The organism is Streptomyces sp. NPDC092369, from assembly GCF_044755245.1.
Classification (GTDB): Bacteria; Actinomycetota; Actinomycetes; order Streptomycetales; family Streptomycetaceae; genus Streptomyces.
The window spans coordinates 336,935-360,656 of the sequence record NZ_JBIVQP010000006.1; the positions used below are offsets into that span (position 1 = coordinate 336,935).

Sequence of the window (23,722 nt, forward strand, 5' to 3'; positions counted from 1 at the left end):
CGGCCACGGTAGCGCCGATCTGACGGGTCGTCAGCTATGCGGATGGCGGCTTCTTGACGCTCCGCTCCGCGCGGATGCGTGCACGGAGCGTGTGAGGGCTTTGTGATATCCCGCGCGGCCGGCTGTGACCGTGCCCTCCACAGCTGACGCATCCGCCATGAACAAGGCAAACTGACGGGGTTGAAGACAGGCTCTAGGGGGACGGCCATGGACGTACCGCGAGTACCGGAGCAGAGGCGCCGCGCTGTCGCCGGCCCGGAGGCGCTGGCCTTCGGGGTGCTCGGTCCGGTGCGCGCCCGGCGCGGCGAGGAGCAGCTGAGCACCGGCTCCCCGCAGCAACGCGCTCTGCTGGCGGCCCTGTTGCTGCGCGAGGGCCGGATGGCGACCGCGGCCGAGCTGATCGACGCCCTGTGGGGCGAGGAGCCGCCGTCGCAGGCGCTGGCCGCGCTGCGCACGTACGCCTCCCGGCTGCGGAAGGTGCTGGGCGCCGGGGTCCTGGTCAGCGAGTCCGGCGGGTACGCGGTGCGCGGCCTTGACGAGGGCGCGCTGGACCTGGCGGTGGCACAGGAGTTGGCGGCCGAGGCGGAGAAGGCGAAGAACGCCGGCGACCTGTGCCATGCCCGGGAGGTGCTGGGGCGGGCCCTTGCGCTGTGGGACGGGGAGGCGCTGGCGGGGGTGCCGGGGCCGTACGCGGAGGCGCAGCGGGTCCGGTTGGAGGAGTGGCGGCTGCAACTGACGGAGACGCGGCTGGACATGGACCTGGAGCAGGGCTGCCACGCGGAGGCGGTCTCGGAGTTGACCGCGCTGACCGCGGCGCACCCGCTGCGGGAGCGGCTGCGCGAGCTGCTGATGCTGGCTCTGTACCGCAGCGGCCGCCAGGCGGAGGCCCTCGCGGTGTACGCGGACACGCGCCGCCTACTGGCCGAGGAACTCGGCGTCGACCCGCGCCCCGGCCTGCGCGAGCTCCAGCACCGGATCCTCCAGGCCGACCCGGGCCTCGCGGAGCCCTCGGCGCCGCAGCCGGAGCCCGCCACCGCCTCGGTCCGCCCCGCGCAACTGCCCGCCACGGTCCCGGACTTCACCGGCCGCTCGGCCTTCGTCGCCGAACTCGGCCAGGTCCTCGCCTCGGCGGAGGGCCGGGTCATGGCGGTGTCGGCGCTCGCGGGCATCGGCGGTGTCGGCAAGACGACCCTCGCCGTGCACGTGGCCCACGAGGCGCGGGCCGCCTTCCCGGACGGACAGCTCTACGTCGACCTCCAGGGCGCCGGGCCCAGGCCCGCTGAACCGGAGACGGTCCTCGGCTCCTTCCTGCGCGCCCTGGGCACACAGGACTCGGCGATACCGGCCACCCTGGAGGAGCGCTCGGCGCTGTACCGGTCCGTCCTGGACGGGCGCCGGGTGCTGGTGCTGCTGGACAACGCGCGGGACGCGGCGCAGGTCCGTCCGCTGCTGCCGGGCACCGCGGGCTGCGCGGCGCTGGTCACGGCCCGGGTGCGGATGGTCGATCTCGCCGGGGCGCATCTCGTCGACCTGGACGTGATGTCGCCGGACGAGGCGCTGTCGCTGTTCACGAAGATCGTGGGCGAGGAACGGGTGGCCGCGGAGCGGGAGGCGGCCCTGGACGTGGTCGCGGCCTGCGGGTTCCTGCCGCTGGCCCTGCGTATCGCGGCCTCCCGGCTGGCGGCGCGCCGGACCTGGACCGTGTCGGTGCTGGCGGCCAAGCTGGCGGACGAGCGGCGCCGGCTCGACGAACTCCAGGCCGGTGACCTGGCGGTGAAGGCGACCTTCGAACTCGGCTACGGCCAGCTGGAACCGGCCCAGGCCCGTGCCTTCCGCCTGCTGGGCCTGGCCGACGGCCCGGACATCTCGCTGGCCGCCGCCGCGGCCGTACTGGATCTTCCGGTGGAGGCGACGGAGGACCTGCTGGAGTCCCTCGTCGACACCTCCCTGGTGGAGTCGGCGGCGCCGGGCCGCTACCGCTACCACGACCTCGTACGGCTCTACGCGCGTTCTTGCGCGGAGCGGGACGAGTTGCCGCCCGCGGAGCGGGAGGCGGCCATGTCCCGGCTGCTGGACTTCTATCTCGCGACCGCCGCGGGCGTCTACGCGATCGAGCGGCCCGGCGACCGCCTGGTGCACCACCTGGAGCGGACCGCCTATCCGGGTCTCACCTTCGACTCCGCCCGCGCCGCGCAGGACTGGCTCTACTCCGAGGCCAACTGCCTGATGGCCTGCGTACGGCAGTCCGCCCACGACCGGAGTCTGCGGCGGGCCGTCGACCTCCTGTGGGCCACCAAGGATCTCGCCGAGTCGGGCGCCAACGCCCGCGTGTACGAACTGGCCGCGCTGACCGTCCGGGACGCCGCCCACGAGGTCGGCAACGCCCACGCGGAGGGCCGCGCCCGCACGGTGCTGACGACCGTCCACCTCATCGCGGGCCGCTTCAAGGAGGCCGACGAGGAGGCCCAGCTCGCCATGGCCCTGGCGGCCGACGCGAACGACCCGCTGCCGAGCTGCTGGGCCCCCAACGACCGGGGCATCATCGCCCTCTACGAGAACCGGCACGCCGACGGCGAGCGCTATCTGCAGCTGGCGATCGACAACTTCCGGGCGGACGGCAGCGATGTCGGCGAGGCCAGCGCGCTGTGCAACCTCTCCCGGATCCGGCTCGCCATGGGCCGCACGGCGAGCGCCATCGAACTCGCCCAGCAGGGCATCGACATCTACGACCGGATGGGCCTCACCCTGCGCCTGGCCAACGGCCGTTACGCCCTGGGCATCGCGCTGACCGAGGCCATGCGCCTGCCCGAGGCGCTCCACCAGCTCACCGAGGCACTGGCGTTGTTCCACGAGCACCGCCAGCCGCTGTGGGAGGGCGTCACCCACTTCCGGATCGCCGAGATGCACCTCGCGGCCCAGCAGCCCACCCTCGCCGCGAGCCACGCGGAACAGGCGATCGCGCTGCGCGGGATCGGCGGCGAGTGGCGGCGCGGGACGGTCCTCACCGTGCTGGGCAGGGCCCTGGCCCGGCTCGGCCAGTCCGACCGCGCCCAGGCCTGCTGGCAGGAAGCCCTCAGCATCTACGAGCAGTTGGGCTCGGCCGAGGCCGTCGAGGTCCGCGCGCTGCTGTCGTCGAAGGCCGCCGCATAGTGCGTTCATCGTTCGTTTATCGCCGCGCGCCAGTCTTGCCTCAGTCGATCCGTCGCGTCGGGGGGCAGACGGATCTCGATGAGGGCGCCCCATTAGGGTGAACGGCCCGCGACGGCCCGTCCGACAGCCCCCGGGGGAGCAGTCGGGCGGGCCGCTCAGATTTCGTGCACCGTCTCGCAGGAGTTGATGATCATGACCCAGCCCGAGCAGAACGACGACGTCGTCAAGCCACTCGACAACCACGCCTCCCTGGTGGAGGAGAACCTCATCACGGCCGCGAAGGACAAGGCGCCGCAGGCCACGGCCCAGACCCCGGGGCAGGTGACCACGCTGGACAACCACGCCTCCAGCGAGGAAGCCCGTCTCCTGGACAACCACGCCTCGGACGAGACCGTCTGACCCAGTACACGCGAGGTCCCGACGGGGGACCCGGCCGCGGTGGCACCGAGGGGGAGCCACCGCGGCCGAGCCATGTCCGGCGCCGGTCCACAGGGCCCGGCTAGCGTGCCCGCAGCTCCCGCTTGAGCACCTTCCCGCTCGCGTTCCGCGGCAGCCCCGCCACGAACTCCACCGACCGCGGCACCTTGTAGTTCGCCATCTCCCGCCGCGCCCACGCGATCAGGTCCTCGCCCGTGGTGACCGCCCCCGCGCGCCGCACCACGTACGCCTTGCCGACCTCGCCGAGCCGTGCGTCCGGGGTGCCGATCACCGCCGCGTCGGCCACGTCCGGGTGCAGGCCGAGGAGTTGCTCTATCTCCGCCGGGTAGGCGTTGAAGCCGCCGACGATGAACATGTCCTTGATCCGGTCGGTGATACGGAGGTTGCCCGCGCCGTCCAGGACGCCGACATCGCCCGTGCGCAGCCAGCCGTCCGGCGTCACCGCCTCCGCGGTCGCCGCCTCGTCCTCGTAGTAGCCGCGCATGACGTTGAAGCCGCGGACCAGGATCTCGCCGGGCTGTCCGGGGAGCGCGTCGACCCTCACCTCCGTGCCGGGGATCGCGCGGCCCGAGGTCGAGGCGATCACCTCGGGCGGATCGCCGCGGCGGCACATGGTGACGATGCCGCTCGCCTCGGACAGGCCGTAGGCGGTGAGGACGGTGCCCACGCCGAGTTCGCCGCGCAGGCGTTCCACCAGGCGGAGGGGGACGACGGCCGCGCCGGTCACCACCAGGCGCAGGGCCGAGAGGTCGTGGGTGTCGCGGGCCGGGTGGTCCAGCAACGACTGGTGCAGCGTGGGCGGGCCGGGCAGGACCGACACCCGCTCCGCCGCGATGTTCGCCAGCACCGTGTCGATGTCGAAGACCGGCTGCGGGATCATCGTCGCGCCGCGCATGAGGCAGGCGATCACCCCCGCCTTGTAGCCGAAGGTGTGGAAGAACGGGTTCACGATCAGGTAGCGGTCGCCGTGCCGCAGGCCCGCCAGCTCGCTCCAGATCTCGTAGCCCCGCAGCGTCTGCCCGTGGGTGATCACCGCGCCCTTGGGGCGGCCCGTGGTGCCGGACGTGAAGACGATGTCCGACGGCGCCGAGCCGTCCAACGCCGAGGCCCGGGCGGTGACTTCGGCCTCCGGCACCTTGTCCCCGCTCGCCAGGAAGTCCTTCCAGGAACGGAAGTCGGCCGGAGCGTCGTCCGAGAGCACCACCACCTGCTCAAGGGCAGGCAGCCCCGGCAACGGCCCGTCCCCCACGCCCTCCCCCGCCGCCCGCCGCAGCGCCGCCACGTACGAGGTCCCGAGGAAGGTGCCGGTGACGAACAGCAGCCGCGTCCCGCTGCGGCGCAGCACGTCCGTCGCCTCCGTGCCCTTGAAGCGGGTGTTGAGCGGGACCAGCACCCCACCGGCCGAGACCGCGCCCAGCGCCGCGACCATCCAGTCAAGGGAGTTGGGCGCCCAGATGCCGACCCGGTCCCCCGGCGTCACACCGTTCGCCACACAGGCCGCCGCGGCCCGCTCCACCCGCGCGCCCAGCTCGGCGTACGAGACGCGGGTCCGCCCGTCCACCACCGCCTCGGTGTCCGCGTACCGCTCCGCCGCCGCACGGACCAGCTCCGGGATGCTGCGCCACTCCACAATCGGCCTCCCCGCACCTGAACTTCCAACGTCCGACGCATTAGCTGACTACCCGTCAGATTAGCTGTAGCCTGACGGGCTGTCAGCAGGCCTCACAAGGTGCGGAGGTGCGTGCAGCGTGACCATCAAGGACGCCACGGCGATCGTCGGCATCGGCCAGACCCCGTTCGCGAAACACCTCGCGGACGACGAACGGACCCTGGCCTGCCGGGCCGTGCTCGCCGCGCTCGACGACGCCGGCATCGACCCCGGCGAGGTGGACGCTCTCGCCTCGTACACGATGGAGGAGACCGACGAGGTCGAACTGGCGAAGGCCGTCGGCTTCGGCGACCTCACCTTCTTCAGCAAGGTCGGCTTCGGCGGCGGCGGTTCGTGCGCCACGGTCGCGCATCTCGCCGGTGCGATAGCCACCGGCCAGGCCACGGTCGGCGTCGCCTGGCGCTCCCGCAAACGCGGCAGCGGGCCCCGGCCGTGGAGCAACACGACCCGCCAACTCCCCACCCCGGGCCAGTGGACCCGCCCCTTCGGCCTGCTCCGCCCCGCCGACGAGATCGCCATGCTCACCCGCCGCTACCTCCACGAGTACGGCGCCACCCGCGACCACCTCTTCAACGTCGCCCTCGCCTGCCGCAACCGCGCCAACCAGAACCCGGCCGCGATCATGTACGAGCGCCCGCTGACCCGCGAGATGTACATGACCTCCCGCTGGATCAGCGAGCCCCTCTGCCTCTTCGACAACTGCCTTGAGACCGACGGGGCGTTGGCCTGCGTGGTCGTCAGTGCCGACCGGGCGCGGGACTGCCGGCAGCGGCCCGTCCTCGTCCACTCCGCCGCCCAGGGCCTGCCCGCCCAGCACCACGGCATGGTCAACTACTGGAACGACGACCCGCTGACCGGACCCGCCTGGGCCGCCGCCCGACACCTGTGGAAGCACGCCGACTTCACGCCCCAGGACGTCGATGTGGCCCAGATCTACGACGCGTTCAGCGCGCTGGTCCCGCTCTCCCTGGAGGGCTACGGCTTCTGCGGGCGCGGCGAGGGCGGCGCGTTCACCGAGCAGGGCGCCCTGGAGATCGGCGGCCGGCTGCCGCTCAACACCGGCGGCGGCGGTCTCAGCGAGGCCTATGTGCACGGCTTCAACCTCATCAACGAGGGCGTCAAGCAGCTCCGCGGCACCAGTACCGCCCAGGTCCCGGGCGCCGCGACCTGTCTCGTCACCGCCGGCGAGGGCGTCCCGACCTCCGCGCTGCTGCTCACCAACAGGAGCTGATCCATGCTGACTCCGGTCACCGACGCCGACGGCGCCCCCTTCTGGCAGTACGCGGCCCAGGGCGAACTCCGCGTCCAGACCTGCGCCGAGTGCGCCGAACCCCGCTTCCCGCCGCGCCCCTGCTGCCCGCACTGCCACTCCTTCGCGAGCGAGTGGCGCCGGGTCTCGGGCCACGGCCGCGTCTGGTCCTACGTCGTCCCCCACCCCCCGCTCCTGCCGGACTACGCCGAGCAGGCCCCGTACAACGTGATCGTCGTCGAACTCGCCGAGCACCCACGGATCCGGCTGGTCGGCAATCTGGTCGCGGAGGCGGGGGCGCGGCTGGACTCGGTACCGCCGGAGCGGATCCGGATCGGGGCGAAAGTGCAGGTCGTCTTCGACGGTTCCGGGTTGCCGCAGTGGGTTCTGGAGCGGGCATGAGCACTGTGCGGGTCAGCGCCGACAAGGACACCGGGGTCGCCGTCGTCACCCTCGACCGGCCGGAGCGGCTCAACGCCATCGATCTGGCGATGCGGGACGAACTCCAGGAGGTCTGGCGGGAGTTGCGGTTCGACGACTCGGTGCGGGCGGTCGTGCTCACCGGGAGCGGGGACCGTGCCTTCTGCACCGGGCTCGACCGCGACGCGGACGTCCCCCAGCCCAACTCCCCGTACATGGCGGACGATCCGCTGCTGCGCGTCGGCCCCAAGGCCAACGACCTGTGGAAGCCGGTCGTCGCCGCCGTGCGGGGCATGGCGTGCGGGGGCGCGTTCTATCTGCTCGGGGAGTCGGAGTTCCTGATCGCCGAGCCCAGCGCCTGCTTCTTCGATCCGCACACCACGTACGGCATGGTCAGCGCGTACGAGTCGGTGCTGATGGCACAGCGGATGCCGTACGGGGAGGTCGCGCGGATGATGCTGATGGGGACCGCCGAGCGGATCGGGGCGCAACGGGCGTACGACATCGGTCTGGTCTCCGAACTCACCGAGCCCGGTGGGGCGTTGGCGGCGGCGACGGCATGCGCGACCGTGCTCGCCGGGTATCCGCCCGAGGGCGTCCAGGGGACCGTGCGGGCGCTGTGGGCGGCGCGGGAGAGTGCGGTCGCCGCCGGGTTCGCGCAGGCACCGCACCTGGTCTCGCTGGGGAATCTGCCGGGGGAACGCCAGGCGGAGCTGTTCGCGCACCGGGGGCGGGAGTTCCGTATCCGCTGACCCCCGGCACTGACCCCCGCCATGGATCCGCTGACCCCCGGCACCGACCCCCGCCATGGATCCGCTGACGTCCGCTACGACGTCCGCGCCGTCCCCGTGCCCTTCTCCGCGTCCAGCGCGTACACGCAGCGGTCCTTGCTGCACGCGTACACCACACCGTCCTTGACCACCGGGGAGCCGGTGATCTCGCCGCCGGTGGCGAGTTTCCAGCGCAGGCGGCCGTCGTCGGCCTTGAGGGTGTAGAGGAGGTGGTCGGTGGAGCCGAAGTGGATCCGCCCCTCGGCGACCGCCGGGGCGCCCACGATGTCGCCGCCCGCCTGGAACCGCCATTTGGGTGTCCCGGTGACCGCGTCCAGGGTGTAGAGGCCCTTGCCGGACCCCACGTGGACATGGCCCGCGGCCACCAGCACCGGCTCGATGGAGGCCCGGGACTCGGTGGCGATGCGCCAGCGGTCGCGGCCGTCGGTGGCGTCGAGGGCGTAGACCGTGCCGAGGTAGTCGGCGAGGTAGATGCCACCGCCGGTGACGGCCGGGCCCGGCGCGAAGGTGGGCGCGCACAGGAAGGCTGCGGGGGCCTCGAAGTGCCACTTCACCCGGCCGCTCGCCACGTCGATGGCCAGCACGCGGGTGCCGGCACTGGCGTACACGAAGCCGTCGGGCGCGTACGTCAGCCGGACCGGGACCCCGCCGCAGGAGGCCGCGTCGCCGATCGGGTAGGACCAGCGCTCGTCACCCGTGCGGGCGTCCAGCGCGCGCAGCCGGGCGTCCTGCCAGACGAACACCGTGCCCTCGTGGACGGCGGGCCCGGCCTCCGGGGACTCGAAGTCCGTCTGACAGCCGTTGAGCTCCCAGAGTTTCTGACCGTTCGAGGCCTCCCAGGCCTGGACGCCGCCGCCGCGGGTGCCGGTGACGACCGTGCCCCGGTCGGCCTTGAGGGAGTACACCCAGGCGTCCAGGGACAGCCGCCACAGATCCCCGCCCTCGCGGGCCTCCAGGGCGTACAGCGTGGGCCCGTCGGAAGCGTGGATGCGGCCGTCGGCGACCGCCATCGACCAGGCCACGTCCCGCGTCTTGAAACTGCGCCGGCCGGTGGCCACGTCCAGGGCGTGCACCTCGAAGGAGGTGACGTAGACGAGCGTGTCGGAGACGGCGGGCGTGCCCCAGACGTCGTTCGACATGCGGAATCGCCAGGGGCGCCAGCCGCCGGCGCTCTCCGCGGGCAGGGGCGGCGGGGCGGGCACGCCCAGGCCGGGGTCCGCGCCGTTGACGCCGGGTCGGGCCTTGGCCCAGGAGGCGGCCAGGGCGGTCTCGGGGCGCGGGGCCTGTACGGCGGCGGCGCGGACGTCGGAGACGCGGGGCCCGGGGCCGATGGGCACCTGGGCGCCGGCCAGCCGGACCGGGCCGGTGTCGGGGGCGCCGACCGGGGCCGGGATCACCGGATCGTGCGGGGGCGGGGGCGGCAGGGCGCCGCGTCCACCGCTGCGGCCGCCGCCGGGACCGCCGGGGCCCGGCTTGGCCGGCGGGCGTCCGTTGCGGCGGGCCTCGATCAGACTGACCGCCCGCTCGGGCAGCCAGGCGGAGGCGGTGCCGCTGTCGTCGGAGCCGGAGCCGAAGAGGTGCGGGGCGAGCTGGGACTGGAGGTCGGCGGGGTTGGGCCGGCCGGTCGCCTCCATCTGCATGCAGGACTCGATCAGCGGGCGCAGCTCGGCGGGCAGGCCCTCCAGGTCCGGGCCCTCGCGCAGCAGCATGAAGACCGTCTCGACGGGGTTGGCCCCGTGGAAGGGCGGATGCCCGGTGGCGGCGAAGACCAGCATCGAGCCGAGCGAGAAGACGTCACTCGCGCCGGTGACGCTGCGGGAGTCCTTCGCCTGCTCGGGAGACATGTAGGCGGGCGTGCCCACCGCCACGTTCGTCATCGTCAGACGCGTGTTGGACACACCGGAGGCGATACCGAAGTCGATCACCCGGGGGCCGTCCTCGACGACGAGGACGTTGGAGGGTTTCAGGTCCCGGTGCACGAGCCCGGCGCCGTGGATGGACTGCAGCGCCTCCGCGACCCCCGCCGCGAGCCAGCGCACCGCCTGGGCCGGCATGGGTCCGCACTCGTTCACTATCTCCTCGAGCGAGGGCGCGGGCACGTACGCGGTGGCCAGCCAGGGCACGGCCGCGCGGGGATCGGCGTCGACCACGGCCGCCGTGTAGAAGCCGGAGACCGCCCGGGCCGCCTCCACCTCACGCGTGAAGCGGACGCGGAAGAGCTGGTCCTCGGCGAGCTCCGTGCGGACCGTCTTGATCGCCACACGCCGGCCGGACGCCGAGCGCGCGAGATAGACCAGCCCCATGCCGCCCGCACCCAGCCGTCCCAGCACCTCGAACGGACCGATCCGCCGCGGATCGTGCTGCGTCAGCTGATCCACCACTTGCCTGCCACCTCCCCGTACGGGCCGCGCCACCCACATATGTACGCGACCCCGTGCAGCGTCTCACCACCGCACCGCCCTGGCGGCACGCACCCTGATTCTTCCTGTCCGGGCCACAGGTTGCGAACCCGGGAACATATCGGGATGTCTCGCGCCAAAACGGCATGATCCAGCACCGATCCGCCCCGGACGTCACCCCGATTCCGTGCCGATACCGCCCCGATCGACCCCCGACTACCCCTGGACCCGCTCCAGGACAGCGAACGACGCCCCTTGATTGTCCGTGACGACCGCCACTTTTCCGTACGACGTCTCGAATGGCGGAGCCTGCACCCGACCGCCCAGCCGCCGCACGACCTCGATCACGGCGGCGCAGTCCTCGACGGCGAAGTGGACCAGGAAATGCGGCGGCATCTCGGCCGGGAAGACGTCGGAGACGGCCGCGCGGCCGAAGTCGGGCTCGGCGTCGGGACCGAACAGGGCGTCGTGGAAGAGCCCGCCGTAGAAGTCGTTAGCGGCCTCGGTGTCCCGGGCGTACAGCTCGGCCCAGGCGAAGGTGCCCGGCTCGTGGCGGCGCCCGAAGCCGGGGTGCCCGGCCGGTTCCCACAGCCCGAACACGGCCCCCTCCGGGTCCGTGACCAGCGCCGTCGTGCCCAGCTCGGCGACCGGCAGGGGCGCGGTGACGACCTGGCCGCCGGCCGCCCAGACCCGGTCGGCCAGGGCCTCCGCGTCCGGGGTGGCGAAGTACACCGTCCAGACGGTGGGCATCCGCCCGTCCGTCTTGCGCGCGAGCGCGGCGACGGGCTCCCCGTCCTGGCGGGCCCACACCGACCCCCCGTACGCCGCTTCGAAGGTCCACCCGAAGAGCCCACCGTAGAACCGCTTGCCCGCCTCGACGTCCGGCAGCTGCGCGTCCACCCAGCAGGGGACGCCCTCTCCGTACGCGGATGCCCTGTTTTCGGCCATACCGCCAAGCTAACGGCGACTCACGCACCCCGCAGACCAGGCACACCCGCCTCTGAGCACCCGTGCACCCCATTTGCAGTCGGCCGAATCGCGCTCCGATCACCCCTCGGTAAGCTGACGGCATGACAGGACAAGTGCGTACCGTCGACGGCCGCGTGGCCGGCCGGCGTGGGCAGGCGACCCGGCAGAAGCTGCTCGACTGCCTTAGCGAGATGCTCAGCTCTTCCCCCTACCGGGACGTCAAAGTCATCGATGTCGCCCGGAAGGCGGGTACTTCACCCGCGACCTTCTACCAGTACTTCCCGGACGTCGAAGGTGCCGTCCTGGAGATCGCCGAGCAAATGGCCACGGAGGGCAGCCAGTTGACGGCGCTGCTCGACGGCCGGTCGTGGGTCGGCAAGGCCGGATGGGCCACCTCGCAGGAACTCGTGGACGGTTTCCTGGAGTTCTGGCGAAGGAACGACGCGATCCTGCGCGTCGTCGACCTCGGTGCGGCCGAGGGCGACAAGCGCTTCTACAAACTCCGCATGAAGATCCTCAACTCGGTGAACAACTCCCTCGCGGACGCGGTCACGGAGCTGCAGGCCAAGGGCAAGGTCGACAAGGACGTCAGCCCTGCCGCGATGGCCGGTTCGATCGTGGCGATGCTCGCCGCCGTGGCCTCGCACCAGAAGGGCTTCCAGACCTGGGGCGTCAAGCAGGCCGAACTCAAGCCGAACCTGGCGCTGTTGGTGCACCTCGGCGTGACCGGCAAGAAGCCGACCAAGTAGTACTCGACCAGTACTCCGGCTCAAGTCCTGTCTGACAGGCGGTGGTTCACCCCGGTGGACCACCGCCTGCCGCGTCATTCCCTACGATTCTGAAGTCCCGACGATCCTGAAGACCCGGATCTCCCGGTCGACGCGTTTCTGATAGGTCGCGTACGGCGGCCAGAACACGAGCAGCTTCTTCCAGACCTCCGCCCGTTCCTCCCCCTCCAGCAAGCGGGCCGTGACCGGGATGTCCGTGCCCTTCCAGCTGATCTCGGCATCGGGGTGGGCGAGGAGGTTGGCGGTCCAGGCGGGATGACCCGTGCGGCCGAAGTTGGAGCCGATGAGGATCCAGGTGCGCGCCTTCCCCTCCGCCCCCTCCTCCGGCATGCAGGCCAGTGGAGTGCGCCGGACCCGTCCGCTCCTGGCACCGGTCACCGTGAGAATCACCCCCGGCAGCATCTGCGCGCTGAGCAGCACTCTCCCCCGCGTCAGCCGGTGCACGGCCCGGTCGAGGGCGGGGATCACATGCGGGGCGACCTTCGCGAACCCCCGCGTCGACGACACCTTCTGCACCACCCGGACGCCGATCACACCGCCACCTCCCGTCCCTCGAAGAGCCGCGCCGCGTCCGCCGCGTGCGCCCGCAGCCGGTGCGCGGGACCGAACAGCAACTCGTCGCCACAGGCCCGCTTGAAGTACAGATGCGCCTCGTGCTCCCAGGTGAACCCGATGCCCCCGTGCAGCTGGATCCCCTCGGCGGCCGAGTCCCGCAGCGCCTCCAGGGCCTGCGCGAGCGCGACCCCGCCCACCCGCTCCCCGTGCACGGTCGCCCAGGCCGCGTAGTAGGCGGCCGAACGAGCCGCCTGGACCTGCACGTACACATCGGCCAGCCGGTGCTTGACGGCCTGGAAGGACCCGATGGCCCGCCCGAACTGCTCGCGCTGCTTCACGTACTCGACGGTCCGCTCCAACGCCCGGTCGGCCGCCCCCACCGCCTCACAGGCCAGCGCGGCGGCGGCCCGGTCACCGACGGAGGAGAGCGCGGGGAGCACGTCGAGCCCGTCCCCCTCCCCCAGCAACTCGGCGTCCACATCCCTCAGTTGGACGCGGGCCTGGGGCCGGGTGGCGTCCAGGGTGGTCTGCCGCGCCCGCACCACCCCGTCCGCCTCCCCCTCCACCAGGAAGAACAGCGTCCGGGACCGGGCGAACCCCCCGGTGTGCGCGGCGACCAGCAACAAGCGCGCGCTGTGCCCGTCCAGCACCTGGTCGGCCTGCCCGTACAACCGCCAGCCGTCCCCCACCCGCCGCGCCTGCACCCCGCCCGCCCGTCCGCCGCCGGCCCACTCACCGCCGTTGTCGCCGGTCAGGGCGAGGGCGGCGGCCAGGGCGGTGCCGGGGACGGCGAGGGCGGCGGTGAGGTCGCCGGCGGCGAGGCGGGGCAGCAGGTCGGCACGCTGGGCATCGGTGCCGAGAGCGAGGACGAGGGGCGCGGCGAGCACGGCGGTCGCCAGCAGCGGCGAGGGGGCAAGGGCCCGGCCCGTCTCCTCGCAGGCGAGGGCGAGTTCGGTGGCCGAGCAGCCGACACCGCCGTAGGCCTCGGGCAGGGCGAGGCCGGGCAGGCCGAGTTGCCGGGCGAGCGCGGTCCACAGGGCGGGGTCGTGCCCGCGGGGCAGGTCGACGGCGGCCCGCAACTCCTCGTAGCCGCACCGCTTGTCGAGGAGTTCGCGCAGGGTACGGCGGATCTCGTCCTGTTCGGCGGTGAAGCTCGCGTCCATGGCACTTCCCTCCGTATCTGACGGTCCGTCATATTAGGAGTCCGGGAACGATATGCACAGAGGAAGGCGGGCACCTCATGACACCGGTCGGGACATCGGTCGGCACTTCAGCCGTGACACCGGTCGGGACAGGGGGGAGCCGGAAGGTCGCCGTGGTCGGCGTGGCCCTGTCCGACTGCGGCCGGGTCGACGAGGCGACCCCGTACGCGCTGCACGCCCAGGCGGCCCGGCGCGCGCTGGCGGACGCGGGCCTGGAACGCCGGCACGTCGACGGCTTCGCCTCGGCGGGCCTGGGCACGCTCCCGCCGGTCGAGGTGGCCGAGTACCTGGGCCTGCGCCCCACCTGGGTCGACTCGACGGCGGTCGGCGGCTCGACGTGGGAGGTCATGGCGGCCCACGCGGCGGACGCGATCGCGGCGGGCCACGCGAACGCCGTCCTCCTGGTCTACGGCTCCACGGCCCGCGCGGACATCAAGGCGGGCCGCCGCACCGGCAACCTCTCCTTCGGCGCGCGCGGCCCGCTCCAGTTCGAGGTCCCCTACGGCCACACGCTGATCGCCAAGTACGCGATGGCGGCCCGCCGCCACATGATCGAATTCGGTACGACGATCGAGCAGTTGGCGGAGGTGGCGGTGCAGGCCCGGGCCAACGCGGCGCTCAACCCCGAGGCGATGTTCCGCGACCCGGTCACCGTGGACGACGTCCTCTCCGGCCCGATGATCGCCGACCCCTTCACCAAGCTGCACTGCTGCATCCGCTCCGACGGCGGCGCGGCGGTGCTGCTGGCGGCCGAGGAGTACGTACGGGACTGCCGTACCGCGCCCGTGTGGGTGCTCGGCACCGGGGAGCACGTCTCGCACGCCGCGATGTCCGAGTGGCCCGACTTCACGGTGTCGCCGGCGGCGGTGAGCGGCCGCCTTGCCTTCGAGCGGGCCGGGGTCACCGCGGCGGAGATGGACTTCGCCCAGCTCTACGACGCCTTCACCTACATGACCCTGGTGACGCTGGAGGACCTCGGCTTCTGCGCGAAGGGAGAGGGCGGGGCGTTCGTGGAGAAGGGGCGGCTGCGGGTGGAGGGCGGGAAGCTGCCGGTGAACACGGACGGCGGCGGCCTCTCGGCCCAACACCCGGGGATGCGGGGGCTGTTCCTGCTGGTGGAGGCGGTACGGCAGCTGCGCGGGGAGGCGGGGGCGCGGCAGGTGCGGGGGCGGGACGGGGAGGTCGCGCGACTCGGGGTGGCGAGCGGGACCGGGGGGTGGTTCTGCTCGGCGGGGACGGTGGTGCTGGGGCGGTGAGGGCGGCGGGCGGGTCCAGGTTGGGTCGACGAGGGGACGAGCCGGTGTGAGGGACAGGCCGGTAGGAGGGACAGGCAAGCCCGTCTAAGCTCGCCGGATGACCTTGGAATGGGAACAGGTAATCGTCCACTCGCTGGATCCGGCGGCCCTGGGACAGTGGTGGGCGGACGCGCTCGGCTGGGTCGTCGTGTACACGTCCGACGACGAGTTCGAGATCCGCCCGGCGCCGGACCGCCTGCCGGGGCTGGACTTCGTACGGGTCGAGGAGACCAAGAAAGCCAAGAGCCGACTGCACCTCGACTTCCGGCCCGACGACCAGGCCGCCGAGGTGGCCCGTCTGGAGGCGCACGGGGCGCGGCGCGTGGACATCGGTCAGGGCGATCAGTCGTGGGTCGTCCTGGCGGACCCCGAGGGCAACGAGTTCTGCGTGCTGGGCGGGCGGAGCCAGTAGGGCGACACTGAAGGGGGGACACGGGGAGGGAACACGGAGCTGATCGTCGTCCGTTGTACGGATGTACGCGACGCCGAGCCGCTGGAGGAATCCGCATGGCCCTCACCCGCGAAGAGCGCGAACAGTTCCTGGCCGAGCCGCACGTCGCCGCGCTGGCGGTGGACGCGGGAGCGGGCCGGGCCCCGCTCAACGTGCCGATCTGGTACCAGTACGAGCCCGACGGCACCGTCTGGATCATGACCGCGCTGGACTCCCGTAAGAACGAGCTGATCCAGGCGGCGGGGCGGTTCTCCCTGATGATCGACCGGCTGGAGCCCACGATCCGGTACGTGTCGGTGGAGGGCCCGGTGATCGCGACCGAGCCCTCCACGATCGACCGCCTGCGGGAGATCAGCGCGCGTTATCTGCCCGCCGAGAAGGTCGACGGCTACGTGGAGTTCGCCTCGAAGAACCACGGCGAGCAGGTGCTCGTCCGGATGCGCCCGGAGCGGTGGCTGTCGTCGGACCTGGGGTCGGTCTGACCCTGCCCGGTCCGACACAGTGATCCGCGGGACAATCGACCCATGGGAACGGATCTGCACGAGCTGCTGAGGTCACTTCGGGTGTGGGACCCGGAGGTCACCTCGCTGCCGCCCCTCGACCCGACGACGGCCCCCGCGACCCCGCTCGCCCTCTTCACGGCGTGGTTCGCGGAGGCGGTCGCGGCGGGTCAGCCGGAGCCGCACACCATGTCCCTGGCCACCTCGGACACCGCCGGCCATCCCGACGTGCGGATCGTCATGCTGCACGGCGCGGACGAGGACGGCTGGTCCTTCGCGACCCACGCGACCAGCCGCAAGGGCGCCCACCTGGCCGCCCACCCGCACGCCGCGCTCGCCTTCTACTGGCCCCTGCTGGGCCGCCAGGTCCGCGTCCGCGGCCCGGTGACCGCGGCCCCGTCCCAGGACGCCCAGGCCGACCTCCACGCCCGCTCCACCGGCGCCCTGGCAGCCGCCCTGACCGGCCGGCAGAGCGAAGTCCTGGGCTCGTTGGAGGAGTTGGCGAGCGCGTCGCAGGCCGCGTGGGAACGGGCCCAGCGGGAGCCGGACGCCCCGGTCCCGTCCTGGACGCTCTACCGACTGCGGCCGGACGCGGTGGAGTTCTTCCAGGGGGACGAGCGGCGACAGCATGTACGGGTGAACTACCGCCGCACGGACGAGACTTGGGAGCGCGAGCTGTTGTGGCCGTAGGGAGCGTCGGGGCCGCGGAGACCGCAGAGCGGTTCACGTCTGCGCACTACGGCCCCGCCGGATCCGTCGCCAGCCGTCCGTGCAAGTGGCTGTCGCGGAACGTGTCGTGCCGGCCCGCCTCGAACATCGCGCCGCGCAGGGTGCCTTCGTAGCGGAAGCCGCAGCGTTCGGCGATGCGGCAGGAGGCTTCGTGGCCGAGGGCGTGGCCGAGGTCGAGGCGGTGCAGGCCGAGGTCGGTGAAGGCCCAGTGGGCGGCCAGGCGCAGGGCACGGGTGGCGACGCCCTGGCCGCGGGCCTCGGGCAGGACCCAGTAGCCGACGTGGGCGTTGCTGAAGACATGGCTGATGGAGTTGACGCTGATGTGCCCCAGCGTCGTACCGCTCGACTCGTCCGTGATGCAGTACGACGCCGTCGTGCCCTCCGCCTGCTGCCGGACCCGGTCGCGCAGCAGCCCGCGGGCGCCGTCCAGGTCGCTGATCAGTGTGAGCGGGGTGTTCCAGCGCTGGAACTCCGGGTCGCTGACCCCGCGCAGCCAGTCCTCGGCGTCGGCGTCCGAGTCCGCGTCCCAGGAGCGCAGGCGGAGGCCTTGGCCTCGCAGGTCGGGGAAGGGGGACGAGGAGGGGACGGGGTCTGTCGTGTGATGGGCTTCTGGTGGGGCCATTGGGCCATTCAAGTCGTCGGCGCCGTTTCGTGCGGCCGGAATTTCGGGACACCGTCCGGGAAGGTCGCCGTCAGGGGCATGCCCGCCCGCAGTTCGCCCTCACCGCACTCCACGATCTCCGTCATCATCCGCGGCCCCTCCGCCAGGTCGACCACGGCGGCGATGTACGGGGTGCGGGCGGAAAAGGGCGGGAGGTCGTTGCGGTGGACGGTCGACCAGGTGTACAAGGTCGCTCGGCCTGTCGCCGGCTCCCAGGTCACGTCCTCGCTCCAGCAGTGCGGGCAGAACTCGCGGGGGTAGTGGTGGGCGCGGACGCAGGTCGTGCAGCGACGGATCAGGAGGCGACCCTGTGCCGCCGCCTCCCAGTAGGGGCGGGTGAAGGCGTCCGGTTCCGGGACGTCGTAGCCGTGGGGGGATCCTGTCGCCTTCATGCGCCGAACCATCCCAACGCGCCGTCGATTGACCACGTCTGCCAGGCCATCCCGAACAGGGCGACCAGGGAGATCAGCGCCATCATCGCGTTCTGCCCCTGCTCGGCCCAGTCGTGGATCATGAGGGTGAAGTAGAGGACGTTCAGGAGCAGTCCGCCGATCAGGGCGACGGGGGTCAAAAAGCCGGCCACCAGGCCCAGGCCCAGGGCCAGTTCGGCGTAGACGACGACGTACGCCATCGTGCGGGGGCGTGGGCGGACAACGACGTCGAAGCCCGAACGGACCGCGTTCCAGCGGTGTTTGGCCGCCACGCCCGCCGCCCACTCGATCCCGGTCCCGCGCTCGAACCAGCCCTTCTTGTCCTTGTGCCGCCAGCTCTCCAGCCACCACAGGCCGAGTCCTACGCGCAGGACCGCGAGCCATTCCGCCCCGCTGAGCCAGATCGTGTCCATGGCATCTGACGGTACGTCAGATATGTGCGGAAGCCGAGGGGAGCGTCGGAAAAACCTGTGAGTCCAGCAGCGGGCCGTGGGGTGCCCATGAAGGTGTCGCAGATTGTTGACGATTTTGTTGTCGCTCGCCTACGTTTGCAAGCGCAAGGCCAGGAAGTCAGGGCAGGACATCGGAACGGCGAGAGGCAGCACGGTGAAGCACAGGGCAGTGAAGCGCAGGACAGTGGTCATGGGGCTCGGCGCCACCGCCGGTGTCGCGGCGGTCGGCGGCATCGCGCTCAGCGCGAACGCGAGCGACGCGCAGTCCTCGGCGTCCTCCTCATCCTCGTCGTCCTCCTCCTCGGACGCCCTGGTCTTCGACCCGGACGCCTACACGAAGCTGACCAAGACCGTCACGGACACCGACGGCGACGAGCACACGGTCGTCTACCACTTCTGGAAGGCGATCACCTACGTCGCCCACCCGGTGGACGCCACCTACCAATCCCTCATCGTCAGCGCCCCGGTCGAGATCGACGGCACGACGGTCGACCCTGCAAACGCCCCGATTCTGCTCGCGAACTCCATCGGCGGCTACCTGCCCGCCTCCGTGGCGGACGCGACCGAGGTCGGCGCCGGGGGTCCGGCGATGGGCGGGGGCGGCGCGGCACCCAGCGGTGCGCCCAGTGCCGCGGCTTCGGCCTCCGCCTCCGCCTCGGCGCCCGGCGCCAACGGCAACACCAACGCCTCCGGCGGCGCGACCTCCAGCAACCAACTCCTCGCCCTGGCCGCCGGCTTCGTCGTCGTCGAGCCCGGCGCCCGCGGTCGTACGCTCAAGAACTCCAGCGGCGAGTACTACGGCACCGCCCCCGCCGCGATCGTCGACCTCAAGGCCGCCGTCCGGTACGTGAAGGCCAACAAGGGGCGCATCCCCGGCGATGTCGAGCGGATCGTCTCCGCCGGTACGAGCGCCGGTGGCGCCCTGTCCTCGCTGCTCGGCGCGTCCGGTGACAGCCCGATCTACGACAAGTACCTCAAGGAGATCGGCGCCGCCGACGCCTCCGACGCGGTCTTCGCGACCGGCGCCTGGTGCCCGATCACCGATCTTGAGCACGCCGACGGCTCCTACGAGTGGAACTGGGGCGGCAACGACCTCAGCACCGGCAAGCAGGTCGACCAGACGGTGTCGAAGGCACTGCGAGCTCAATTCGCCGAGTACCAGGCCTCGTTGAAGCTGCGCGGCCTCGACGGCTTCGGACCGCTGAGCGCCCGCAACCTCGACGAGTACCTGGTCGAGCAGTACCTGGAGCCGTCGGCGACCACATATCTCGCGGCTCTCTCGGACTCCGCCCGCGAGACGTACCTCGCCGCCAACCCCTTCATCACCTGGTCCGGCGGCAGGGCCACCTTCACCTGGGCCGACTTCCTCTCCCATGTCGGCGCCCGCAAGAAGGACGTCCCCGCCTTCGACGCCTTCGACCTGTCGGCCGGCGAGAACAACGAGTTCGGCGCGGGCACGACGTCGGCCCGGCACTTCACGGCGTACGGCGCGAAGAACGACTCGACCGGCCTGAGCGGCAAGCGGGTCGCGAGCGACATCCCCGAGCTGCTGCACCTCATGAACCCGATGTACCACCTGGTGGAGAAGGTCAACTCCAAGCGCTCCAGGCACTGGTGGATCCGCCTCGGCACCAAGGACTCGGACACCTCACTGGCGGTCTCCGCGAACCTGGCCGCCCGCCTGGACAACCTCGGCGACGACGTGAACCACCTCTACTACTGGGACGAGGGTCACGGCGCCAACACCGACCCCGGCGACTTCATCAAGTGGATCGCCCAGGTGACGGGGCATCGGGGCGCGAAGAAGTAGCCCTTCCGCACGGCGCCTGCCCTAGTACCCTCCCGGTGGGGGTGGTGCACAAGTGGAGGAACTGCGGGTGTCGGTCACGGCGACGAGCGATCGCTTCGCCGCCGATGACGACAGATGGCTGTCCCAAGTACGGGTCCTGCACGGGGACTTGGGGCGGGAGACTCGGGTGGTGACCGGGCGGCCGACCGCTGCCCGGCCCGGCACCAAGGGCGGCTGGCTGCCGGACGTGGCCGTGCTGCTCAGTCCGGCCGTGGTGGCCGGTGTGGTGGCGGTGGTGAAGGCCTGGCTGGTGCGCGACCGCGACCGCACGGTCCACCTCGCCTGGGAAGTGAACGGCCGGAAGGGCGAGTTCACGGCGACGGCGTCCACCGCGGACAACGCCACGTTGCAGGCGGCGCTGGAGCACGGGTTGCGGGCGGCGGCGGGGACGGACGCGGTGGCAGGGACCGATGCGGGGGCGGTGGCCGAGTCGGCGGAGCCCGGTGCGTCAGGGGGCTCCGAGCCGGACGGCAACTCCGTTGGCTGAGACCCCCGTCGTCTACCGCGCCCTGCTCATCGGCAACGCCGAGTTCCCCGACGAACCGGCACTGCACCGGCTGCGCGGCCCGGCGAACGACCTCCCGCAGCTGCGCGCCGCGCTCAACGATCCCGAGGCCGGGCTGCCGTGGGAGGTGACCTCGGTACTGAACGGGACGGCCCAGCAGGTCCAGGAGGCCCTGTTCACCTTCTTCCACCGGGCCACCGCACGCGAGCAGTTGCTCCTCTACTACAGCGGCCACGGCCGCCTCGACCTGCACAACCGGCTGCACCTGTGCACCCACGACACCACCCTCGACTGGCTGCGCACCCGCTCGGTCCGGCAGTCGTACGTCACCGAGCTGATGGACGACTGCGCGGCCCGTGCGATCGTCGTCGTCCTGGACTGCTGTTTCAGCGGACGGGCGGCCACGGCCAAGGGGGGTGAGGCGGCAGCCCGGTTCGCCGGTCGGGGTCGGTTCGTGATGACGGGGTGCGGGCTGCTGGAGACGGCGGCGGACGCGTCCGGGGAGGACGAACCGAGCCCGTTCACCGCCGCGTTGGTGGCGGGGTTGCGGCACGGGACGACGGGCGCGGACGGGTATGTGACGGTCGAGGACGTCTATCGATACGTGGACTCCCGTATGCGCGGGTCCGGTCAGCACCCGGAGATGAAGGCGGAGGGGCGGGCGGGTCATGTGGCGCTCGCGCGGCGGGTGGGGGCGGCTTCGGTCGAGGGAACGCCGGATTCGACCGCCGTCCCCGGATCGCCGGACCTGCGGCCCCTGTTCACCGACGCCCACGGCGTGAGCGAACGACCGCGGATCGAGAGCCATTTCAGCGGAGTGCTGCACGTCCTGCTGACCGAACCGGCGGGGACGCTGACCGTGCACCGGGACGACCTGGTCGCGGCCGGGGGTGACGGTGAGCGTGTGGTTCAGGGCTGGTGGTTCGCCCACGGGCAGTTCGGGATCCGCCGAAAACCCGTACGGCCGACGGCCATCACGACCCCGGCGCGGGACGTGCGGTTCGAACTGCCCGACGGTGCCGGAACGTTGGTCTGGTCGGCGGAGCAACTGGCCGCCTTCGACCGGGCGCGGCTCGCCGGCCGCTGGCCCACCGCGACGCGGCCCACCCTGACCGAAGCCACCCACACCGTCCTCAAGTCACGTGACCCGGTCTACCGCAGACTCACGCGCGAGGCGTGGTTCGTGCTGGCGGCACTGATCGGCTGCGCGGTGTCGGTGAGCCTGTTCGTGTGGCTGCTGACAGCGGGCGGGGACGGTGTGTGGCGGGGCACCACGTTGGTCGTCCTGTTCCTCCTCGCGGTCTTCTCCCTGACACTCCTGAGCGCCTCCGCCGGCGTCTTGTGGGTCTTCCTCCGCCTGCGCCGCTTCCTCCGGCTCCCCTCCCTGCCGGTCACCCCCATGCTGCTGAAGGTCCATAACCCGCCCCCGATCACGGGCATGGACGACGCCGGACTGGTGACCGTCCACCTGAAGCGGAGCATCGTGCTGTGGTCCGAGGACCTCAGCCTGACGCTCCCCCACTCCTACTACGCCAACCGCGTCCAGAGGAGCGACCCGCCCTTCAGCACCGGGTCCCCGACCCCCGTCGAGGTCATCGGCCTCCCCGCCCCCGGCCAGTGGGTGGTCGTCCGCACCCCCGACGGCCTCCTCTGGCCGAGCGGTCGCGCCAAGTCCGTATCGGCGTCGACCCTCGCCGCGGTGACCGGTCGCTCCTAGCCGAGTGTCCTGGTCTCCTGGCGCCCTGGTGTCCTAATGCTCTACGCCACGCATCCCACCCGCTCCTCCTCCACCCGTGATCAATCCGCAACCAATTCCCCTCTTGACCGAGACCCATCAACGAGGGGTGTGATTACGCTCGCGCTCATGGCCGACTCCACAGCGACCGCACCAGCCGCCGCATCCACGCAGACGAACCGCCCCGTATACGTCATCGGGGGCGGTCCAGGCGGCCTGGCCGTCGCGTACGCGCTGCGTGCTCGGGGCATGCGCGCGGTCGTGCTGGAGAAGTCCGACAGCGTCGGAGCGTCCTGGCGGCGGCACTACGACCGGCTGCACCTGCACACCACCCGGCGCCTGTCGTCCCTGCCGGGGCTGAAGATGCCGCGCCGGTTCGGGCGCTGGGTGTCACGGGACGACGTGGTGCGATACCTGGAGAAGTACGCCGAGCACCACGAGCTGGAGATCGTCACCGGCGTCGAGGTGTCCCGCGTCGAGCGTTCCGCGGACGGCGACGGCTGGCTGCTGCACGCCACCGGCGGTCGCGAACTGACCGGCGCCGCCGTGGTCGTGGCCACCGGATACAACCACACCCCGAACGTCCCGGACTGGCCCGGACTCGACACGTACAAGGGCGATTTCCTGCACGCGGGCGCGTACCGCAACGCCGAGCCGTACGCCGGTCGTGACGTGCTGGTCGTCGGTGTCGGCAACACCGGTGCCGAGATCGCCGTGGACCTGGTCGAGGGCGGGGCCTCGCGCGTGCGGCTGGCCGTGCGCACCACCCCGCACATGGTGCGCCGTTCGACGGCCGGCTGGGCCGCCCAGTACACGAGCGTGCTGGTACGACGGCTGCCGGTCCGCCTGGTCGACCGGCTGGCCCGGCCGATGGCGAAACTCAGCATCCCGGACCTGTCGGCGCACGGGCTGCCCAGACCGGACACCGGGCTCTACAGCCGGGTCAAGGAGGGCGCCGTGCCGATCCTGGACGTCGGTCTGATCAACGCCGTGCGCAAGGGCCAGGTCGAGGTCGTGGCCGCCGTCGCCGGTTTCGAGGACGGCAAGGTCGCGCTCGCCGACGGGAGCCTCATCTCGCCGGACGCGATCGTCGCCGCCACCGGTTACGCCCGTGGTCTCGAAGACCTCGTAGGCCATCTCGACGTACTCGACGAGCGCGGCAAGCCCGTCGTCCACGGCTCGCGCACCCCGGACCAGGCGCCCGGCCTGTACTTCACCGGCTTCACCAACCCCATCAGCGGCATGCTCCGCGAGATGGCCATCGACGCGGAGAAGATCGCGAAGGCCGTCGTGAAGGACCGCCGGCGCCGACGGTCGTGAGAAGCCGGTCCCGTACCGAGAAGTAGTTTCCGTCAACTCCCCCACCTGCGACTCCTGTTACGTCCGAGACGGATGTGGCCAAGGAGCTGTACCGCGCCCCGCCATGGGTCCAGAATGTGAGCGCTGCTCAGCTTTCTGCGCCCGTTCCCCCACCCGGTGCGCAT

At 71.9% G+C, this 23,722-nt stretch carries 22 protein-coding genes; 14 read left to right on the forward strand and 8 right to left on the reverse strand.

Annotated elements, in window-relative coordinates:
- Positions 1–207: 207 nt before the first annotated feature.
- Positions 208–3,150 (forward strand): BTAD domain-containing putative transcriptional regulator, encoded by a 2,943-nt coding sequence (locus ACIQI8_RS33450; RefSeq protein WP_402358815.1) that lies wholly within the window; start codon positions 208–210, stop codon positions 3,148–3,150.
- Between the two features lie 192 nt (positions 3,151–3,342).
- Positions 3,343–3,549 carry a hypothetical protein gene (locus ACIQI8_RS33455; protein ID WP_402358818.1) on the forward strand — a complete coding sequence of 69 codons (207 nt, stop codon included), beginning with the start codon at positions 3,343–3,345 and terminating at the stop codon, positions 3,547–3,549.
- A gap of 100 nt (positions 3,550–3,649) precedes the next feature.
- On the opposite strand, the gene ACIQI8_RS33460 is transcribed toward ACIQI8_RS33455, so the two are convergent.
- Positions 3,650–5,218 (reverse strand): FadD3 family acyl-CoA ligase, encoded by a 1,569-nt coding sequence (locus ACIQI8_RS33460; protein ID WP_402358821.1) that lies wholly within the window; start codon positions 5,216–5,218, stop codon positions 3,650–3,652.
- A 118-nt stretch (positions 5,219–5,336) separates the two neighbouring features.
- On the opposite strand from ACIQI8_RS33460, the gene ACIQI8_RS33465 reads away from it, so the two are divergent.
- The 3 genes from ACIQI8_RS33465 to ACIQI8_RS33475 are packed head-to-tail and all read left to right on the forward strand — an operon-like array spanning position 5,337 to position 7,678.
- Positions 5,337–6,488 (forward strand): lipid-transfer protein, encoded by a 1,152-nt coding sequence (locus ACIQI8_RS33465; RefSeq protein ID WP_402358824.1) that lies wholly within the window; start codon positions 5,337–5,339, stop codon positions 6,486–6,488.
- A gap of 3 nt (positions 6,489–6,491) precedes the next feature.
- Positions 6,492–6,908 (forward strand): Zn-ribbon domain-containing OB-fold protein, encoded by a 417-nt coding sequence (locus ACIQI8_RS33470; RefSeq protein ID WP_402358827.1) that lies wholly within the window; start codon positions 6,492–6,494, stop codon positions 6,906–6,908.
- Complete coding sequence (locus tag ACIQI8_RS33475) at positions 6,905–7,678, forward strand: enoyl-CoA hydratase/isomerase family protein (protein WP_402358829.1); 774 nt, start codon at positions 6,905–6,907, stop codon at positions 7,676–7,678. Before ACIQI8_RS33470 ends, ACIQI8_RS33475 begins: the two co-directional genes overlap by 4 nt.
- 74 nt (positions 7,679–7,752) lie before the next feature.
- Here the strand turns inward: ACIQI8_RS33475 and ACIQI8_RS33480 are convergent, their stop codons facing one another.
- Together ACIQI8_RS33480 and ACIQI8_RS33485 are read right to left on the reverse strand one after the other, a co-directional pair.
- The gene (locus ACIQI8_RS33480; protein WP_402358832.1) at positions 7,753–10,098 is read right to left on the reverse strand and encodes a PQQ-binding-like beta-propeller repeat protein; all 2,346 of its coding nucleotides are present in this window, start codon (positions 10,096–10,098) and stop codon (positions 7,753–7,755) included.
- A gap of 234 nt (positions 10,099–10,332) precedes the next feature.
- Complete coding sequence (locus ACIQI8_RS33485) at positions 10,333–11,064, reverse strand: VOC family protein (RefSeq protein ID WP_402358835.1); 732 nt, start codon at positions 11,062–11,064, stop codon at positions 10,333–10,335.
- 134 nt (positions 11,065–11,198) lie between these two features.
- Here ACIQI8_RS33485 and ACIQI8_RS33490 point away from each other — a divergent pair, with 134 nt between their 5' ends.
- Positions 11,199–11,834, forward strand: coding sequence for a TetR family transcriptional regulator (locus tag ACIQI8_RS33490; RefSeq protein WP_402359714.1), 636 nt, complete (start codon positions 11,199–11,201; stop codon positions 11,832–11,834).
- 81 nt (positions 11,835–11,915) lie between these two features.
- On the opposite strand, the gene ACIQI8_RS33495 is transcribed toward ACIQI8_RS33490, so the two are convergent.
- Together ACIQI8_RS33495 and ACIQI8_RS33500 are read right to left on the reverse strand one after the other, a co-directional pair.
- Positions 11,916–12,407 carry a nitroreductase/quinone reductase family protein gene (locus ACIQI8_RS33495; protein WP_402358838.1) on the reverse strand — a complete coding sequence of 164 codons (492 nt, stop codon included), beginning with the start codon at positions 12,405–12,407 and terminating at the stop codon, positions 11,916–11,918.
- Positions 12,404–13,591, reverse strand: coding sequence for an acyl-CoA dehydrogenase family protein (locus ACIQI8_RS33500; protein ID WP_402358841.1), 1,188 nt, complete (start codon positions 13,589–13,591; stop codon positions 12,404–12,406). The genes ACIQI8_RS33495 and ACIQI8_RS33500 overlap by 4 nt, the downstream gene beginning before the upstream one ends.
- A gap of 77 nt (positions 13,592–13,668) precedes the next feature.
- On the opposite strand from ACIQI8_RS33500, the gene ACIQI8_RS33505 reads away from it, so the two are divergent.
- The 4 genes from ACIQI8_RS33505 to ACIQI8_RS33520 all read left to right on the forward strand — a co-directional run bounded on the left by ACIQI8_RS33505 (position 13,669) and on the right by ACIQI8_RS33520 (position 16,566).
- Positions 13,669–14,886, forward strand: coding sequence for a thiolase C-terminal domain-containing protein (locus ACIQI8_RS33505; RefSeq protein WP_402358844.1), 1,218 nt, complete (start codon positions 13,669–13,671; stop codon positions 14,884–14,886).
- Between the two features lie 97 nt (positions 14,887–14,983).
- Complete coding sequence (locus ACIQI8_RS33510) at positions 14,984–15,337, forward strand: VOC family protein (RefSeq protein ID WP_402358847.1); 354 nt, start codon at positions 14,984–14,986, stop codon at positions 15,335–15,337.
- A 95-nt stretch (positions 15,338–15,432) separates the two neighbouring features.
- Positions 15,433–15,858 (forward strand): pyridoxamine 5'-phosphate oxidase family protein, encoded by a 426-nt coding sequence (locus ACIQI8_RS33515; protein WP_402358850.1) that lies wholly within the window; start codon positions 15,433–15,435, stop codon positions 15,856–15,858.
- Positions 15,859–15,900: 42 nt separating this feature from the next.
- Entirely contained in the window at positions 15,901–16,566 is a 666-nt protein-coding gene (locus tag ACIQI8_RS33520; RefSeq protein ID WP_402358854.1) for a pyridoxal 5'-phosphate synthase, read from the forward strand.
- A 46-nt stretch (positions 16,567–16,612) separates the two neighbouring features.
- On the opposite strand, the gene ACIQI8_RS33525 is transcribed toward ACIQI8_RS33520, so the two are convergent.
- Genes ACIQI8_RS33525 through ACIQI8_RS33535 form a run of 3 tightly spaced genes read right to left on the reverse strand, consistent with a single transcriptional unit; the run spans position 16,613 to position 18,110 of the window.
- Positions 16,613–17,227, reverse strand: coding sequence for a GNAT family N-acetyltransferase (locus ACIQI8_RS33525; RefSeq protein ID WP_402358857.1), 615 nt, complete (start codon positions 17,225–17,227; stop codon positions 16,613–16,615).
- Positions 17,228–17,235: 8 nt separating this feature from the next.
- Positions 17,236–17,658 (reverse strand): Zn-ribbon domain-containing OB-fold protein, encoded by a 423-nt coding sequence (locus tag ACIQI8_RS33530; RefSeq protein WP_402358860.1) that lies wholly within the window; start codon positions 17,656–17,658, stop codon positions 17,236–17,238.
- Complete coding sequence (locus tag ACIQI8_RS33535) at positions 17,655–18,110, reverse strand: DoxX family protein (RefSeq protein WP_402358863.1); 456 nt, start codon at positions 18,108–18,110, stop codon at positions 17,655–17,657. Before ACIQI8_RS33535 ends, ACIQI8_RS33530 begins: the two co-directional genes overlap by 4 nt.
- 229 nt (positions 18,111–18,339) lie before the next feature.
- On the opposite strand from ACIQI8_RS33535, the gene ACIQI8_RS33540 reads away from it, so the two are divergent.
- From ACIQI8_RS33540 to ACIQI8_RS33555, 4 genes are all read left to right on the forward strand, one after another.
- Positions 18,340–19,959, forward strand: coding sequence for a subtype B tannase (locus ACIQI8_RS33540; protein ID WP_402359717.1), 1,620 nt, complete (start codon positions 18,340–18,342; stop codon positions 19,957–19,959).
- Positions 19,960–20,011: 52 nt separating this feature from the next.
- A complete protein-coding gene (locus ACIQI8_RS33545) occupies positions 20,012–20,485 on the forward strand; it encodes a hypothetical protein (RefSeq protein ID WP_402358866.1) in 474 nt (157 codons plus the stop codon).
- On the forward strand, positions 20,478–22,220 hold the full coding sequence (locus tag ACIQI8_RS33550) for a caspase domain-containing protein (RefSeq protein WP_402358869.1): 1,743 nt from the start codon (positions 20,478–20,480) through the stop codon (positions 22,218–22,220). Before ACIQI8_RS33545 ends, ACIQI8_RS33550 begins: the two co-directional genes overlap by 8 nt.
- Positions 22,221–22,367: 147 nt before the next feature.
- Positions 22,368–23,558 carry a flavin-containing monooxygenase gene (locus ACIQI8_RS33555; RefSeq protein ID WP_402358872.1) on the forward strand — a complete coding sequence of 397 codons (1,191 nt, stop codon included), beginning with the start codon at positions 22,368–22,370 and terminating at the stop codon, positions 23,556–23,558.
- Positions 23,559–23,722 lie beyond the last annotated feature (164 nt).

Excerpts from the sequence above, each read along its gene's own strand:
- ACIQI8_RS33450 (WP_402358815.1), top strand. The coding sequence starts at position 208 with ATGGACGTACCGCGAGTACCGGAGCAGAGGCGCCGCGCTGTCGCCGGC.
- ACIQI8_RS33455 (WP_402358818.1), top strand. The coding sequence starts at position 3,343 with ATGACCCAGCCCGAGCAGAACGACGACGTCGTCAAGCCACTCGACAAC.
- ACIQI8_RS33470 (WP_402358827.1), top strand. The coding sequence starts at position 6,492 with ATGCTGACTCCGGTCACCGACGCCGACGGCGCCCCCTTCTGGCAGTAC.
- ACIQI8_RS33475 (WP_402358829.1), top strand. The coding sequence starts at position 6,905 with ATGAGCACTGTGCGGGTCAGCGCCGACAAGGACACCGGGGTCGCCGTC.
- ACIQI8_RS33485 (WP_402358835.1), bottom strand. The coding sequence starts at position 11,064 with ATGGCCGAAAACAGGGCATCCGCGTACGGAGAGGGCGTCCCCTGCTGG.
- ACIQI8_RS33500 (WP_402358841.1), bottom strand. The coding sequence starts at position 13,591 with ATGGACGCGAGCTTCACCGCCGAACAGGACGAGATCCGCCGTACCCTG.
- ACIQI8_RS33505 (WP_402358844.1), top strand. The coding sequence starts at position 13,669 with ATGACACCGGTCGGGACATCGGTCGGCACTTCAGCCGTGACACCGGTC.
- ACIQI8_RS33510 (WP_402358847.1), top strand. The coding sequence starts at position 14,984 with ATGACCTTGGAATGGGAACAGGTAATCGTCCACTCGCTGGATCCGGCG.
- ACIQI8_RS33515 (WP_402358850.1), top strand. The coding sequence starts at position 15,433 with ATGGCCCTCACCCGCGAAGAGCGCGAACAGTTCCTGGCCGAGCCGCAC.
- ACIQI8_RS33520 (WP_402358854.1), top strand. The coding sequence starts at position 15,901 with ATGGGAACGGATCTGCACGAGCTGCTGAGGTCACTTCGGGTGTGGGAC.
- ACIQI8_RS33525 (WP_402358857.1), bottom strand. The coding sequence starts at position 17,227 with ATGGCCCCACCAGAAGCCCATCACACGACAGACCCCGTCCCCTCCTCG.
- ACIQI8_RS33530 (WP_402358860.1), bottom strand. The coding sequence starts at position 17,658 with ATGAAGGCGACAGGATCCCCCCACGGCTACGACGTCCCGGAACCGGAC.
- ACIQI8_RS33535 (WP_402358863.1), bottom strand. The coding sequence starts at position 18,110 with ATGGACACGATCTGGCTCAGCGGGGCGGAATGGCTCGCGGTCCTGCGC.
- ACIQI8_RS33540 (WP_402359717.1), top strand. The coding sequence starts at position 18,340 with ATGGGGCTCGGCGCCACCGCCGGTGTCGCGGCGGTCGGCGGCATCGCG.
- ACIQI8_RS33555 (WP_402358872.1), top strand. The coding sequence starts at position 22,368 with ATGGCCGACTCCACAGCGACCGCACCAGCCGCCGCATCCACGCAGACG.